The 16,580-nt window shown below is 42.8% G+C and carries 14 protein-coding genes; 8 read left to right on the forward strand and 6 right to left on the reverse strand.

Annotation, left to right across the window (positions count from 1 at the left end):
- Nucleotides 1–91: 91 nt before the first annotated feature.
- Nucleotides 92–877: a DeoR/GlpR family DNA-binding transcription regulator gene (locus GK047_RS13235; RefSeq protein ID WP_163947054.1), complete on the forward strand. Its 786-nt coding sequence runs from the start codon at nt 92–94 to the stop codon at nt 875–877.
- 200 nt (nt 878–1,077) lie between these two features.
- Here GK047_RS13235 and GK047_RS13240 read toward each other — a convergent pair whose 3' ends face one another.
- A complete protein-coding gene (locus GK047_RS13240) occupies nt 1,078–2,715 on the reverse strand; it encodes a response regulator (protein WP_163947057.1) in 1,638 nt (545 codons plus the stop codon).
- A complete protein-coding gene (locus tag GK047_RS13245) occupies nt 2,712–4,508 on the reverse strand; it encodes a cache domain-containing sensor histidine kinase (RefSeq protein ID WP_163947060.1) in 1,797 nt (598 codons plus the stop codon). Before GK047_RS13245 ends, GK047_RS13240 begins: the two co-directional genes overlap by 4 nt.
- A gap of 168 nt (nt 4,509–4,676) precedes the next feature.
- On the opposite strand from GK047_RS13245, the gene GK047_RS13250 reads away from it, so the two are divergent.
- The 5 genes from GK047_RS13250 (at nt 4,677) to GK047_RS13270 (ending at nt 11,072) form a co-directional block, all read left to right on the forward strand.
- Nucleotides 4,677–5,546 carry a carbohydrate ABC transporter permease gene (locus GK047_RS13250; protein WP_240343944.1) on the forward strand — a complete coding sequence of 290 codons (870 nt, stop codon included), beginning with the start codon at nt 4,677–4,679 and terminating at the stop codon, nt 5,544–5,546.
- Entirely contained in the window at nt 5,546–6,379 is an 834-nt protein-coding gene (locus GK047_RS13255; protein ID WP_163947066.1) for a carbohydrate ABC transporter permease, read from the forward strand. The genes GK047_RS13250 and GK047_RS13255 overlap by 1 nt, the downstream gene beginning before the upstream one ends.
- Nucleotides 6,380–6,513: 134 nt before the next feature.
- Entirely contained in the window at nt 6,514–7,803 is a 1,290-nt protein-coding gene (locus GK047_RS13260; protein ID WP_163947837.1) for an extracellular solute-binding protein, read from the forward strand.
- 95 nt (nt 7,804–7,898) lie between these two features.
- On the forward strand, nt 7,899–8,804 hold the full coding sequence (locus GK047_RS13265) for an EamA family transporter (protein ID WP_163947069.1): 906 nt from the start codon (nt 7,899–7,901) through the stop codon (nt 8,802–8,804).
- A gap of 27 nt (nt 8,805–8,831) precedes the next feature.
- Nucleotides 8,832–11,072 (forward strand): beta-glucosidase family protein, encoded by a 2,241-nt coding sequence (locus tag GK047_RS13270; RefSeq protein ID WP_163947071.1) that lies wholly within the window; start codon nt 8,832–8,834, stop codon nt 11,070–11,072.
- A gap of 28 nt (nt 11,073–11,100) precedes the next feature.
- On the opposite strand, the gene GK047_RS13275 is transcribed toward GK047_RS13270, so the two are convergent.
- Complete coding sequence (locus GK047_RS13275; RefSeq protein WP_163947074.1) at nt 11,101–12,102, reverse strand: polysaccharide deacetylase family protein; 1,002 nt, start codon at nt 12,100–12,102, stop codon at nt 11,101–11,103.
- Nucleotides 12,103–12,276: 174 nt separating this feature from the next.
- Here GK047_RS13275 and GK047_RS13280 point away from each other — a divergent pair, with 174 nt between their 5' ends.
- Nucleotides 12,277–12,675, forward strand: a complete 399-nt coding sequence (locus tag GK047_RS13280) for a hypothetical protein (RefSeq protein ID WP_163947077.1) — start codon at nt 12,277–12,279, stop codon at nt 12,673–12,675.
- A gap of 93 nt (nt 12,676–12,768) precedes the next feature.
- Here GK047_RS13280 and GK047_RS13285 read toward each other — a convergent pair whose 3' ends face one another.
- From GK047_RS13285 to GK047_RS13295, 3 genes are all read right to left on the reverse strand, one after another.
- Nucleotides 12,769–14,442, reverse strand: coding sequence for a ribonuclease J (locus GK047_RS13285; protein ID WP_205516778.1), 1,674 nt, complete (start codon nt 14,440–14,442; stop codon nt 12,769–12,771).
- Nucleotides 14,443–14,584: 142 nt separating this feature from the next.
- Nucleotides 14,585–14,851, reverse strand: coding sequence for a hypothetical protein (locus GK047_RS13290; RefSeq protein WP_163947840.1), 267 nt, complete (start codon nt 14,849–14,851; stop codon nt 14,585–14,587).
- A gap of 119 nt (nt 14,852–14,970) precedes the next feature.
- On the reverse strand, nt 14,971–16,068 hold the full coding sequence (locus GK047_RS13295; protein WP_163947083.1) for a GGDEF domain-containing protein: 1,098 nt from the start codon (nt 16,066–16,068) through the stop codon (nt 14,971–14,973).
- A gap of 125 nt (nt 16,069–16,193) precedes the next feature.
- Between GK047_RS13295 and GK047_RS13300 the strand changes: the two genes are divergently transcribed.
- Nucleotides 16,194–16,514 (forward strand): c-type cytochrome, encoded by a 321-nt coding sequence (locus GK047_RS13300; protein WP_163947086.1) that lies wholly within the window; start codon nt 16,194–16,196, stop codon nt 16,512–16,514.
- Nucleotides 16,515–16,580 lie beyond the last annotated feature (66 nt).

Genomic DNA, 16,580 nt, shown 5'->3' on the forward strand with positions numbered 1-16,580 from the left:
AGCAATGGTTGGATTTCTTTAGTAAAGGCGATATACTGAACGTAGATGTTAAATATAGGTAACACTATTAAATTGACGGTGGTGGCCACGCTTGTCGCTTTTGGCTCAAGAACGTAAAGATCTAATTATGCAAACCCTGATGCGCGAAGGAAAGGTGAAGGTGCTGCCGATGGCCGAAGAGCTCGGCGTGTCTTCCGAAACCATTCGCCGTGATTTGGATGTACTGGAGATGGAGGGCCGTCTTCAGCGTGTATATGGCGGAGCCATCCGTTCTGGGCATGAGAACGGTGAACCGCCCTTCCAGCAGCGCCGTGAGTTGTACGCCGACGCCAAGAAGAAGATTGGGGCGCGTGCAGCCCAATTGATCCAGGATGGAGACACGATAATCCTGGACGTGGGCACGACCATGATGGAGCTTGCCAAGTCCATCCAGGGTAAACGTAATTTAACCATTTTAACGAATTCATTGCCGATTGGTACGTACTTATCTGAAGCGCTGAATTCGAATACCTTCAGCGGCAAGGTGTTTCTGCTCGGTGGACAACTGAATCCTGAACAGCAATCTTTGACAGGTCCGCTGTGCGAGCAAATGATGAAACAGTTTTTTGTGAATAAGGCATTCTTGTCGATTGGCGGCATTGCGCTGAGTAGCGGTGTGACGGACTACGATCTAAACGAGACGCACATTTCCAAAGAATTTGCCAAATCAGCGAATGAAGTTATCATCCTGGCTGACCAATCGAAGATCGGGGTGCAGGCTTTCGCCCAGATCATGCCGCTTGAGCAGATCGATATGGTCATATCGGATCAGAATTATCCGAAGGATTGGAAGCACGTTCTGGACGAGCAGGGAATTTGTTGGGTTACCTGCGAATAACCGTCCTGCAGCTGAAAAATCTACTTAACTAGGTTAGTTCTCGGTCAGACAGCTTGAAGCAGCAGAGAAAACGAAAAAAGAATCGGGTTCTAGAGCGGGGGAACGATTGTTCCCTCGCTTTTTTGTGTTTTGTCGCAGGGGTCAAGGGACAAGTAGAATATCGCTTTATATTTTTCTGGTAATTGGGTTTTTAGCAGATTTCAGTTCGTTGGACCCCTATTAGCTGCAAATTGATTTCTATAATCTTTTGGCGTCAGGACAGCAACTTTTTTAAAAACACGACTGAAATATTTTTCATCCTGATATCCTACCATTTGGGCGATTTGGGCGATCTTAAGGTTCGGATTCGTCAGGAGCATCTTCGCTTTTTCAATTCTGATGCGATTGAGATAATCGATGAACGTTTCATGAAATTCCTGTTTGAATTTACGGGAAATGTATTCCCTGTTTAAATGGAAACGCTCAGAAATATCGGTCAGCGATATTTCTTGATTGTAATTCGTCCGAATGAAGCGCGCAATTTCGCGCATGGATGAGCTGCGATTATTTATTTGAATTGTCGTAAGGAATTGTGATAGTTCCATCAACTCCCGCATGATTTGTTGCTCGAGTGCGGGTAACGATAAGTTTCCTTCTTTATTAAAGGGAATGTTAAAGGACGATGATGCGGCAGAGGCAGGCTCTGTGATATCACCAAGAAGCTCTTCCATCCAGCGAGCCTTGGCAACGTTATATTCGTCCCGCCATTTCTCTAATTGATCGAACGAAATATGATCCATAGCAGATACGATTTGAAACCATTTTTGTAAAGCCTCTTGGATTGGTTCTGCTCTACCTGTCTTGATTGCCATGCGGAAATCTTCTTCAAATTGACTGAAACGAAGTGTGTTGGTCCGGGATGTCTCCGTTATCGCATATTCGGAGATTGGTCCGGATGAACAGAGTAAGTTACGTTGGTGGAGGGCCTTAAGCGCTGTGACATATGCATGATGCAGACCGTCTGGAAATTCAGCTTTGAGGCCAATCCCCATTTGAATATGGGTTTTCAGCGTTCGTACAATTCCCTCTTGAATCTCCTCTATCGTTTTTCGGACAAAGTCCAAGTCATCCCAAAGTATCAGCACAATTTCGTGCCGTTTGTACCAGTTCCGAAATGCAATTCCACTCTGTTTCGTTTGTATGAACTCATTGCAAATGTTGATAAGCGAGAAAATAAGCAGATCCAGGTTCGATTCGAATTTTTCACGAATTGAACGCTCTAGGGTATTGACATCAAGTATCGCGATACAGCACGAACGAGCGGTTTTCAATGCCGGGAATTCCCGAAATAGGGTCTCCCAACTGATCAAGGCGTCTTTAGTTTCGTATTCCCCTAGTAAATTGGACAACAATTTGTCTTTGTAAAACGGCTTCAGCTCGTTAACCTCCATGGCTAACTGAACATATTGAAGTTGTTCCATTTGGGCATCGTGTAAACTTCTTAGTGCTTTGCTGATTGCTTCCTGGAGATGCTTCTGTACAATGGGCTTTAGCAAATAATCGACTCCGCCACTTTTGACCGTTTGCCGGACATACTCAAAATCGTTATATCCACTAATTACGATGACCTTACACTTGGGGGCATGGATTTGTATCCATTCCATAAGTTCGATGCCTGTAGTAATCGGCATCATAATGTCGGTAATGATTAGCTGAGGTTGTTCGGTCTTAATGATACTTATTGCCTCGGTGCCGTCTACCGCCTCAAGTAAATGACTGATGCCCATGGATTCCCAGTTAATCAAGTAACGTATGGAAGTGCGAACATGCTTTTCATCGTCAACGATTAGTACTTTCATGAAGATTCCTCCTGAGGATTTAGTGGAATCACTAGTGTCACTATAAGGCCGTGCGACGTCTGTCCTTCTAATTCCATATTTGCTCTGTCACCGTAATAGATAAGAAGACGAGACATGACGTTGATCAGGCCGATCTTTTCCCCTTGTCCTGTTTGCGTAGTTTTAAGCAGTGTAAGCTGACGTTTGAGTGCAGTCATCTTCGCTTCGGGCACACCTATCCCGTTATCTTCCACACGGATATAAAGGGTTTCCTCTTCAATCCAAGCAACAATCCGTAAACGACCGATTCCTGCCGTAGAATGAAACCCGTGTTTGAAAAAATTTTCAACAAGCGGTTGCACAATCATTTTGGGTATCGGAATGTTTGCTGTAGACACGTCAATTTCGGTTTCGATTTGCAACTTTTCTTCAAAGCGCTGTTGTTGGAATAACAAATAGTAGTTGACGTATTCAATTTCACGAGATAAAGGAACAATGGCTTCCTCTGTATTCATGCTGTAATGCATCATTTGCCCGAGCGAAGAGACAAGCGCATACACTTTGGGAGAACCGCTTTCAAGTGCTGTCGCGCCAATCAACTGCAAGGCGTTGTTCATAAAGTGCGGATTAATTTGTGCCTGCAGCATTTTCAACTGAGTCGTCTTGTTGGCCAGATTTAGCCTATATTCCCGAAGAATCAGGTCGTTGATGGTGGACATCATCGTTCGGAAACGGAGGGCTAGCGTACCGATTTCGTCTACCCTGTCGATGTCGATTGGATACTCCAAGTGCCCTGCTTGAATCTGGTTCATGCTGCGGATCAGTTTTTTAATCGGATGCGTAAGACGGATGGAAACGGTCAATACGGCCGCTATCGCAATAGTAAGGGCAAAGATACCTAAAGCTGTGTTGATAATCGTCAAGTTACGAGTATCTTCATACAATTGTGAGTTAGGAATACGTTTGACGATCGTCCAATTCAAAGAAGGCAAAGCCACGTTTGAATAAAAAATCATGCCGCTAAAGTCTATCTCATTCCACTCCATATTTCCGCTGACATCGTTTTTGGAAAGCACCTGTTTAATCCAAGCATCCTGGCGTATTTGACCGATAACCGCATCGTCAGATGCAAAAATAATCGAACCGCTTTTGTCAATAATATAAAAATCTTCTTTATCTTTGTTGTATAGCTGAGAACTCAATTTGCTTAATGCATCGAGCTTTATATCAATGGCGAGAAAGCCGATTTGCTCCGGGGATGGAACACGAAATAAAGGACGTTGAAGGGTAAATACTAACTCCGGATTTGAATAGGCAAGCTGCTGAACGCCATAATGGCTGCTCAGATGCGTAGGGGCAGTCCAGACTGCATAAGGGGAGAGTTTCCTTTCATTCACAGGCGGGGAGTCTGTTTGTTGGCGATCAAAGAAGCTTTGAGTCTTTAAGAAGGAAGTTTGATTTTTGTTGATATAAAGATAAACCTGATACACATCATTCGCAGATTGAAAAACTAGCTGTAAGGTAGTAAAAACATAGGATTCATCTTCATACCCTGTTACTCCTTCTGACAAGATGGTTTCCATGGTTTTGTTGCCATATGGGATTAGAGAGGCTTTATTCAGCCTCTCCAAATAATTGATCAAGTTCGTTTTACCTTCGGTAATGAGCCTGCTGTTCTCCAAGACCGTCTGCGCTTTAACTGATTCCTTGGTATAAAAGTACGTAACGGTAATTGAGGCTGCAATTGGGATAAGCGTGGAAATCAGCATCAGCGCGATGAGTTTATATCGAATGCTGGATTGTAAAAAACGCATAAGTCCCTCACCCCTTAAAGATGCTGATAACGTTTTTGATCTTACTACATGAGGTCAGAATCGTCCACCAAATTGCACAAATTCCTGAGTGGGATCATCGTGGTACTCTCGTTACAATAAAACTACTCTAACAAAGTAAATGAAAGGAACAGTGATATGAAAACCTGGATGAAATCAGAGTATATGCAGCAAACAGTGTTCGTGGGACCAGCGTTTTTAGCTTTCTTTATTGTCGTTTTACTGCCTTTGTGCCTTGGTATTTATTATTCTTTTACCAACTGGAACGGGGTATCAGGCAGTATTGAATGGATAGGATTCGCCAATTTTATCAGTATTTTCACACATGATCCTGATTTTATCCGATCCTTTTTGTTTACAGCGCGCTTTATGTTAGCGGTTGTTGTATTCAGCAATGTGATTGGCTTTGCATTGGCGTTGATCTTGTCCAAGCAGTTAAAGTCGCGCAATTTGCTGCGAACGGTCTTTTTCATGCCTAACGTATTAGGGGGACTGCTGCTCGGATTCATTTGGCAATTTATTTTCGTACAAAGCTTCCCAGTTCTTGGAGAGGTTACTAAGATGGGGGTGTTCCAGCTTTCCTGGCTGGGTACGGAGGCGACAGCGTTTTGGGCTCTTGTGATTGTAAGCGTTTGGCAGGGAGCCGGCTACTACATGGTAATTTACGTCGCAGGACTTACGAATGTGCCCAAAGACCTCATTGAAGCGGCAGCGATTGATGGTGCGAAAAATCACCAGGTTTTGCGCCACATTATTCTTCCACTTATTATGCCAGCTATTACAGTTTGCTTGTTTTTAAGTGTCGCTTGGGCATTTAAATCATTTGATCTGAATTTCTCGCTGACGCAGGGAGGGCCGTTTAAGTCAAGCGAATCCATCGCCATGAATATTTATAACGAGGCATTCAAGAATAACCGATTCGGACTTGGCACAGCGAAAGCACTTGTCTTCTTTATCGCTGTATCGTTCATTACCGTGCTCCAGGTTTCGATTACGAAAAAAAGGGAGGTGGATATGTAATGAAACACAGCGCATACTCTTCCAAGCTGTTGACTATCGAGGTGTTGACGTTGCTGCTTGCCTTACTATTCCTAGTTCCGTTTTACTTTCTCTTTGTAAATTCTTTTAAAACGTTTGCTGAACTTCTCACAAACACAGCCAGCTTACCGACCAAGTTGAACTGGGATAACTACATCCGGGCTTGGAACGTTCTTCACTTCCCGCGCGCTTTGTCTAATTCCATCATCATCACCATTTCGAGCGTAAGCTCCATGGTTATCATTGCATCGATGGCTGCATACCGACTAGCACGCCGGTCCAATCGGATGAACCGAGCTTTGTTTACCCTGTTCATTACCGCGATGGTAGTTCCATTTCAAGCTATAATGATTCCGCTTGTCAAGGTTGGGAATTGGCTCCACTTTTTGAATAGCTTCTACGGAATTGTACTTTGCTATGCAGGTCTTGGCGTTTCTTTTTCATTATTTTTGTATCATGGATTTATTAAATCCATTCCGCCTGAGATCGAGGAGTCGGCTGTTGTTGACGGCTGCAATCCTTATGCCGTATTTTGGAGAATTATTTTTCCGCTGCTTAAACCGATGACCGTCACTGTGATTGTGTTGCAAAGTTTATGGATATGGAATGACTTCCTTCTTCCGCTGCTTGTCCTTCAGGACAAGGGGCTGCAGACCGTGCAATTAGCGACTAACGCTCTTTTCGGGCAGTATACCAAACAATGGGATTTGGCGCTTGCTGCACTAGTTATGGGGATTGTGCCTATCCTTCTTTTTTTCCTGTTCATGCAGCGTCACATCATGGAAGGCATCACAGCTGGGGCGGTGAAAGGATAGGAAAGAAAAGACGAAGGGAAGATTAGCTACCTCAAATTTGTCCACTTTAAAAGTCAATACTATGAGTGTCAGGAACATGGCGTTCAATTTTATAATTTTCTTGTAAGAATCATATAAATCGGGAGGTCAACATGATGAGAAAATGGGTTACTAGCGCTGCTGTTCTCGTATTTACAGGTTCCTTAATGACAGCATGCGGAACAAATAAAGAAAACAGCGATGCAGCAGGAAGCACGGCGACGAGCAAACCCCAGGAAGCGGTTGTCAATGTTTTCAATTTTAAGGTGGAAATTTCGCAGGAGTTTGACCGATTGGCTAAGGAATACGAAAAGACGCATCCAGGCGTTAGAATCAATGTCTCTACGGTAGGTGGAGATGATTACAATACGCAATTGAAGGCGAAATTCGCAGCGGCAGATATGCCGGACATTTTCAATAATGAAGGTTATCGTCAGTTAGATACGTGGATTGAGCAAATTGAGGATCTTTCGGATCAGCCATGGGTAGCTGATGTGATTGACCTTGCGAAAGAGCCGATGACCAAAAATGGCAAGGTGTACGGAATGCCGATGAATCTCGAAGGTCTGGGGTTCCTTTACAATAAAGAGCAATTTCAGAAAGCGGGGATTACCGAGTTGCCGACGACGTTGTCGCAATTGGAGGAGACCTCGAAGAAATTGCAAGGAGCTGGATTCACTCCGTTTATGAATCATTATGGAAGCTTGTATACGCTAGGTTACCACGCTTTTTATCAAGCCATGGGCAAACAGAAGGATACGGGCGCTTTCATTAATGAATTGAGTAGCGGTACAGCTCATTTTGCTGGAAATCCGATTTTCATAGATTGGATCAAGCTATTGGACATGACCGTCAAATACGGCAATAAAAATCCGCTGACAACGGATTATAGTAACGGAACTTCGCAGTTTGCGGCGGGGAAAGCCTCTATGACCATCGGAGGTAACTGGGTTCAGCCTATTGTAGACAAGGTTGATCCAAACCTGAAAATCGGTATTTTGCCAATGCCAATTAATGATGACAAAGCTTTAAATGACAACATTTATGTCGGGGTCCCTAATAACTGGGTTGTTAATAAAAATTCCAAGGTGAAAAAAGAAGCAAAAGACTTCCTCAACTGGCTCGTTACTTCCGATACAGGAAAGCAATACTTAACGAAAGACTTCAAATTTATTCCTGCGTTCAAAAGCATTCAGGCGGATCCAACAAGCGTCGGCAGCATTGGAGAAGATGTTGCCAAGTATATTAAGGATGGCAAGATTCGGGGCTGGCAATGGTCCAGATATCCAGATGGAGCCACTCAGGAATTCGGTGCTTCCATTCAGAAATATGTGGCAGGCAAAATAAACGGCGATCAAATGCTTGCAGAATTTCAATTGGCTTGGGATAAATTGAACAGGAAATAAAAAAGGATGTTTGTAGTGGGGGAGACGGCCGTAACATGGTGTCCCCCCTTTCCATTTTATACGTCGCGGAAAGCAGTAAATGAAAGGATGATTCGATGTTTCGCTGGCAAGCTGTGTTTCTTGTGCTGGTGGGTGCAGCCAGTTACGGCTTTCTGGCCGCAGTGACCAAGATCGGTTATAGGAGCGGATTTCATCTCGGCGAGTTGATTGGGAGCCAAATGTTTGTCGGTGTCATTGTGCTATGGCTGCTTGCTTTATGGAGGAATAAGGGGAAGCTGCCGTTTACACTGCCAGAAGCGTCAAAGCTGATTGCCGTTGGAACGTTAAGCGGAATGACGGGTATTTTGTATTATGTCTCCATACGAACGATTCCAGCTTCCCTCGCTATTGTGCTGTTGTTTCAATTTGTGTGGGTCGGGGTTTGGTACGAGTGGATTTTTGAACGGAAGAAGCCATCGCTGGAGACGTTGATGTCCGTAGGAGTGTCCTTGTTTGGCGGGTTCCTGGCATCTGGAGTTGTTCATGACGGGTGGACGCAGATATCTCTTGTAGGTGTGTTGGCTGGCTTGGTAGCGGCATTCTCATATGCAGGTACCTTATATGCCAGTGGGAAAGCTGTGGTTCATATGAACCCATGGTTTCGCAGTTCGTTAATGGGAACGGGGGCCATGCTGCTTGTATGGGGTGTTTTTCCTCCGTACTATCTGGTAACAGGCTTATGGTGGAACGTACACATATGGATTCCCATTGCACTAGGAATAATGGGGCTTATCCTCCCTATGCTTTGTTTTGTATTCGGAGCACCCAAAATAGGTACTCAAATGACGACGCTGCTTTGTTCCGTTGAGCTGCCTATCGCCATATTTATGGCACGGTTTGTGTTTATGGAAGCGATAGGTGGACTACAGTGGCTGGGGGTTTGCCTGATTGTTGCGGGACTTATTATGAAGTTCATGTTTTCATCACGAACTTGGAAGGTGAGGGCATTACCGCAACGCTAATATAAGAAGAGAGTAGGTAGACAGGATATGGAAAATCGGGTAGACGTATGGCTTGAGAAGCTGACACTTAAAGAAAAGGCACGTTTATGTGCGGGCGCAGACTTGTGGAGCACAATAGCAGTGGAGCGCCTTGGTATACCTTCCCTTTTCATGGCAGACGGTCCGAATGGGATTCGGAAGGAGCAAAATGATGTGTTATTGGGAGGCGCAGCTCCAGCGACCTGTTTTCCGACAGCATCAGCACTCGGTTCATCGTGGAATACAGGGCTTTTGCATGAAATAGGTAGGGCATTAGGTAAGGAATGCAATCGTTTGGGGGTCGATTTACTGCTTGGCCCAGGCATCAATATGAAACGTTCCCCTTTATGCGGCAGAAATTTTGAATATTATTCCGAGGATCCCTTTTTGTCAGGAGAATTAGGAGCAGCTTTCGTTACTGGCGTGCAAAGCCAAAAGGTTGGTGCAACTCTCAAGCATTATGCCTGCAACAATACGGAATTCGAAAGAATGACCATCAATTCTGAGGTAGATGAGCGGACACTGCGTGAAATTTATTTGGCCGCGTTTGAGCGTATCGTGAAAAAAGCGAATCCATGGGCCATTATGTCCGCCTATAACAAGGTGAATGGCACGTATGTTTCTGAGAACAACTATTTGTTGAATGACATACTGCGCAATGAGTGGGGGTTTCAGGGAATCGTCATGTCGGACTGGTTAGCCGTTAACGACAGAGTTAATAGTGTGGAAGCGGGATTGAATCTGGAAATGCCGGGACCGGCTGATTCGAGCTGTGAGCAAATTATTGAAGCTGTCCATGCAGGTCGCCTTGATGTAAGTACATTGGACAATGTCGTACGCAATCTCTTGTCAGTTATTGAAAGTGTAAGTGAACCGAGAAAAATGGATGACGAATGGAACTTCGATGATCATCATCTGCTTGCTCAACAAGCTGCTGAGGAATGTATCGTCTTGTTGAAAAATGATCGGCAAATACTTCCTCTTGATCCGAAGCAAATTGCTTCTATCGCTGTGGTCGGGAAGTTCGCGCTGAGTCCGTTATATCAAGGGGAAGGCAGCGCGAAGGTCAATCCGACTCGGTTGGATGTTCCACTGGAGGAATTACGTAATATAGTCGGAAGCGGGAGCGACCTTCAATTCGCGCAAGGATATCTAGAAGAGGATGAACCTAACGAGGAGCTTCTTATTGCAGCGGTAAGCTTAGCCAAGGAAGCGGAGGTTGCTTTGCTGTTCGTTGGGATACCCCAAGGCGAAGCGTGTGACAGAACACACATCGATTTACCAGCTAATCAAATCAATTTGATTAAAGCGGTTGCTGCCGTTCAAAGCAACTGTGTCGTTATTATTAATGCTGGTTCTGCCGTTGGGATGGATGCCTGGATCGAGGCTGTTCCGGTTGTTGTGGATGCTTGGATGCCTGGGCAAGCTGGAGGTGGGGCAGTAGCGAAAATCTTATTCGGACTAACGAATCCATCCGGCAAGTTGTCGGAGACTTTTCCTGTTAAGCTCTCTGACAACCCCTCTTATTTGAACTTCCCCGGTGAAAATGGAAAAACGCTGTATGGTGAGGGATTGTTTATTGGCTATCGTTATTACGATAAGAAAGAGATCGAGCCTCTCTTTCCGTTCGGCCACGGATTGTCGTACACTTCATTCGAGTATACGAATTTAACGTGTGACCGTAAGCAATTGAAGGATTCCGATCCATTGACAGTGACGATTGACATAACGAATACGGGCGACTGCCCTGGTATGGAAATTGTTCAATTGTACATCCATGATCAGGCATGCCGCTGGGTTCGGCCTGAGAAGGAATTAAAAAGTTTTGCTAAAGTGGCTTTAGATACAGGCGTAACAAAGACGGTCTCTTTTGTTTTGAATCCAAGAGATTTTTGTTATTACGATTCTGCGCTCAAAATGTGGACGACGGACACCGGATACTTTACCATCATGGTCGGAAGTTCTTCTCGAGATATTCGCTTATCTGTCGATATGTATATGGAGATTACTTGTAAGCCAATGGTACCCATGAACGAGAATCATCCGATTAAAGACTGGCTGAACACAAAGACAGGACGGGATGCAATTCAATATATAGGCGAGCATCATGTTAAGGACCAAAAGTTAAAGAATGATATTTTAAATCACAATATGAACGCTTTTTATTTACAAATGCCTATTTATAAATTTATTAAGCTTCTTTCTTCAGGAGATAAAGAGGCGAATTTTTTGATGGATAAGTTTTTTTGATGAGCTACTAACCGTAATGAGAAACGAATTATTCTTCAATCTGGCTACTGTTTTTAAGCGCCTCCTGATTTGGAACGCGGCTTTCCGAAATAACCTCGCTAACGGTGCCTAATCTCAAGCCCTTTCTTTCGATTACTGTAATCATCTCGTCAAGAGCTTGGCTAGATGATTTTGTGGGATGCATCAATATTAAATAGCCTGGCTTAATGTTATTTTCAATTTTTTGAACAATCGATTGAGGAGTTGGATTTCTCCAATCGACGGTATCTAATGTCCAAAGTATTGTTTTTAAATTTAGTTCCTTCGCAATCTTCACAGTTTCCATATCAAAATCGCCTGAAGGCGGCGCGAATAAGGTGTTACGAACATTTAAATTAGAAACAAGCAGCTGTTCCGTTCTGGTTATCTCTCTAATAGCTTGAGCTCTATCCAGCTGGCTCATATTTTTGTGGGAATAGGCGTGGTTGGATAATTCATGTCCTTCCGCTGCTATGTCTTTGGCTAAATCGATATTCTTTTTTAACCAAGAACCATCTAGGAAAAAGGTCGTCTTTGCATGATGTTTTTTTAATACTTCGCGTATATGAGGAAGATATTCATTTCCCCAAGCGACATTAATCATGAAGGAAACTAGAGGTTTCGAGGGATTCCCCCTGTGAATCGGTTGAGCCCCTAAGTTCCCCAGGCTAATTTGGGGTTTAATTTCTTTATACAGGTATTGAATGGCACTTAAATGAATAACTCCCTTATTGAGTTCATAGGTCTTTTCCACATCGATCTCAATACCGTTGTAACCGGGGATGGCTTTCCATATCTCATCAATCCTTGCGTTTATAGGGGCTATTCGCCTTAAGGTAGCCTCGTTCTTGATTGTATCCATCAAATCTGCCCTTACCCGTGTTTCATTCGGTGTTAATGGGTTGATTATTTTCGAGGATGAGCGATTGATCATAGCATTTGCAGTAGTTTCAGAAAGAAAACTCAAGCTAGAACCCAGAATTAACAATTTCATTAACAATTTCATTTCCATTGTATACCTCTAGTTTTCCATGAGAATTAGATAGCTATGAAAAATTATGCTCCAATGGATTCAAAAATATTAAAAAAGATCTAAGAGCACCCTGAAGGAATAGGTACACAAATTAAGGGCAAACTTTCAATGCTAAACCTACTTTACATCCGGGATTTGGAGGGACGTTATCCCTTGAAGAAGCCGCATTCTACTTCTATCGAGTTTACAAAGCAGCAACATGCTTCTTTAACAAGCTATCATCTTAATCAACATACCAATAAAACCATCGATCTACTTAAACAACTACACCATTTCAGAGTGCGAGGGCAACAACAGCAGAAGGAAACATTTCAGTATTTATCTCAAACCGTACAGCAAGTATCACTAGCTTTAAATCAAATTTCCCAGAGTCTAAAAACCTACACAATTATTGATGATTTACTTCAACAAATTGAAATCGCTGAACGACAATTAGAACAAGAAGGCCGACAACAATATCAAGAAAGGGAACGCCGCGATTTGTCTTTCGACGAGAATGATGAAAATCAAGTTCAACAGCATAATGATATTCAAAATGAGTTCTACTTCTAGTAAGCGTTGAAAAAGGGAAATAGCCCCGCTGCATCTGAAGCGAGGCTAGAAAAGTTCATTTGATCACGTGTTTTATGTGTAGATTTATTCTATTTAGATTTCCATGATAATAGGAAGAATTACGGGTCTTCTTCCGGTATTCTCATATAAAAAACGTCCCAAAACTGCTTTTACACTAATTTTAAGCGAGCTCCAATGATTAGCATTTTCAATCTGTAATTTGTTAATCGTGTCAGTTACGATACGACTTGCTTCGTCCAAGAGGCCTTCAGATTCACGAACATACACAAATCCTCGCGAAATAATGTCGGGTCCTGATAAAATCTTCCCATCAATTTTGCTAAGCGTAATCACCGTGACAAGAATACCGTCTTCAGCAAGATGCTTTCGGTCGCGTAAAACAATGTTTCCAACATCGCCTATGCCCCAACCATCCACTAAGGTATTTCCCGCAGTCACTTTTCGTTTCTGGTAGGCAACTGATTTCTCAATATCCACAACCTCACCATTATTAATGATGAAAATATTGTTTTTATCTACACCAACGGATTCAGCTAACAAACCATGCTGATGAAGCATTCGATATTCCCCGTGGATAGGTATAAAATATTTAGGTTTCATTAATGTGAGCATTAACTTTAATTCTTCTTGGCTAGCGTGCCCCGAAACATGCATACCCGTTACAGTACCTGAACCATAAATGACTTTTGCCCGCAATCGAAATAAATTATCTACGATATGAGCTACATTTCGTTCATTTCCAGGTATGGGGCTTGCCGAAAAAATGACGGTATCGCCTGGCAGAATTTCTACCTGCCGATGAGTCGAACTGGCTAGGCGGGATAAAGCCGCCATGGGTTCCCCTTGGCTCCCGGTACAAAGTATAGCTATTTGGTCACTATCTAACTTGTTCACCAGATCTGCTTCAACGAGCATTCCTTCAGGAATAGTTAAATATCCAAGCTCCGAAGCGATACTCACTACAGTAACCATGCTTCGGCCAAGCAAAGCTAATTTTCGATTTGTTGCCTCTGCAGCATCGATGACTTGCTGTAGGCGATGAACATTAGAAGCAAAGGTTGAAATAAATACTTTTTGTTTAGCTTTGCTAAACGCTTCTTTGATGTGTTCACCTACACTTCGTTCGGATGGGGTAAAACCAGGGCGTTCGGCATTGGTGCTCTCCGATAATAAGGCTAATACGCCCTTCTTACCGATTGCGGCCATTTTATAAAAATCTGGATATTGTTCATTTACTGGAGTCAAATCGAACTTGAAATCTCCCGTATGGACAACAACACCTTCAGGTGTATCGAAAACAACGCCTAAACAATCTGGTATGCTATGGCTAGTTTTGAAAAATGTTGTTGTAATTGAACCTAATGAGATGCTTGAATCAGAGGTAATCTGAATTAATTGGGTTTCAGCCGTAAGCTTGGCTTCCTTTAACTTGCTTTCAATTAATCCTAGCGTTAGGCGTGTAGCATAGATAGGCATATTCAATTGCTTTAATACGTAGGGTATGCCCCCTATATGATCTTCGTGGCCGTGGGTTATAATCAGACCTCTAACTTTATCGTGATGCTCGATTAAATACGAAATATCGGGAATGATCAGGTCGATTCCCAATAAGCTTTCATCAGGAAACTTGGAGCCGCAATCGATAACAACGATATCATTATCATACTGGATGGCATACATATTCTTTCCAATCTCATATACGCCTCCTAGGGCAAAAAGAGATAGCTTGTTTTTTGAAGTAACCAAAATTTCTCCTCCATCAGAAAGGTTTTTGGTTAGTTTTCCCAAAATTTGATGCATTTATTACATGCATGTAGCTCTGAAAATAAAAAACTATCCTCATACGGATTAATGATTCCGCTGTGAGGATAGTTTTTTGATTCATATTCTAGTATTTGGCGCCCGAAAAAGCTGCACCCAAAATGAGTACGAAAATGATGACATAAAGAACGATACCAATACCCATCCAAATTAATGTGGCTTTGGCATAATTAGATTTAGAAGCGTTTGTTCCGCCACCAAATGCCCAAACGAATAGCATAATGAGGTTAACGATTGGGATCGCCATGAGCAGGATCGTAATCATCCATTCCTTCAAGCTAATGACAGAATTAGATGGTTGAGACGAGTAGTTCGCGTGAGATTGTTGACCCACAGATGTTTGTGTTTCCAAGAAAATCCAGCTCCTCTAGTTGAGTAATATATAGCTTACAATATGAAATATTCGGCGTTATTTGCCAAAATCCTTCTTGGGAGGCCTAATTTATTTGTTCCTTATAGGGTTGACATAATCGTCTTGTTTTTACCTGTTCGTTTTGCTTCATACAGTAAAGTGTCCGACTCTGTGAATAATAAGGATTTATTGCTGCCTTTCTTATAGCTAGAAAGGCCGATAGAAACAGAAACCTGCTTGTTTTCCATTTCAGGTTGAAGAGCACTGTGAATGAGCATACGGATGCGTTCAGCAGTCTGAAAAGCGTATAACAACGATTTTTCCGTGAAAATGATCGTAAATTCTTCGCCGCCGTAACGTGCAACGATTTCACTGGGGGATACGGCTTCACTAATAACTTTAGCGACCCGCTTTAATATCAAATCACCTACGGCATGACCGTATGTATCATTAATGGATTTGAAATTATCGATATCCACGATAGCCAGATGAAGTGGGAGAAGGTTGACCTCGCTTTGCTCGACTAATTCATCGAGGTACTCATGGAATGTCTTGTGATTATAGAGATCGGTTAGAGCATCCGTTTTGGAGAGCTTGTCCATGACGGCTGTTTTCACGAGTAGTTCTTGTTCGGACTGTATCGTTTTTCCTAAATAGTCAATCAAAGAAAGACCTCTTTTAAGCAGTCCGACTTCGACAACAAATAGGCTTATCATCGTAAAGAAAAAGGCGAACAAGTCGAGAAGATTATTACTTGCTTGAAGGGATGAAGAAAACTGATACATGATAAAAAATAAAACGAGAACGCAAATAAGCGTAATGACCAATACTCGCATTTGATAAAAAAATAACGAAACCAACAAGGGTAATGCGAACACGTAGGCAATTCCATGGATGAGGGGATTTACGATAATCAGAACAGAGGTAATACTAACGCCTGTAAGTACAATGAAATAAGCATTTGGCTTCTGCCAAGTACGATGAATATACTCATGGATAGCCATAATCACGAGCAGGATGACGGTGGGAAGGATCATTCTAATCCAGATGAAATATACGATTTCTTCTGGAGTTTGATGAATGATGACGACAAGACATGTAAGTTCTGCTGCTATTGATATGACAATCAAAATCCAGTAGGAATTGAGAATAAGGCGGCACCAATAGTTAATACGTTCGGTTAAAATAGCGTTTATCATAAAAAGCTCCTATTCGTTGTTCACCGATATGACAAGTATTAGCTCTGAAAACGGCGGATTCCTTTATTTTTCAACCTACGCTCTGTTATCATGAGGGAAATACTTACTAAGGGAGTTTATTGTGTATGAATTACAAGCTGCTCTGCGTGATCGTTTTGGCACTTAGTTTGTCCGCTTGTGGGAATAAAGATAAACAGGAAGTAACCCATCCAGTAGCTGTGCAAGCAGATGTCCCGACAATTTATAAAAACTTTTGCATTTCCTGCCATGGTAACAATCTGCAAGGCGGGCAAGGACCTAATATTCAAAAAATCGGAGAACGCTTGGATGAAGCTGAAATTATTAAGCGGATTCAGAAGGGTGGAGGCGGTATGCCGCCTTTTCAAGTCGCTTTGAAGGACGAGGAGCTAAAGGCATTGGCAGCGTGGCTCGCAGGACTGAAATAAACGGTTGTCAGGTCATCTTCAGATTGGCTACATAATTTTTTCACAATTGATCAATATAATAAGGGG

This window comes from Paenibacillus sp. SYP-B3998, assembly GCF_010820665.1.
Lineage (GTDB): Bacteria > Bacillota > Bacilli > Paenibacillales > NBRC-103111 > Paenibacillus_E.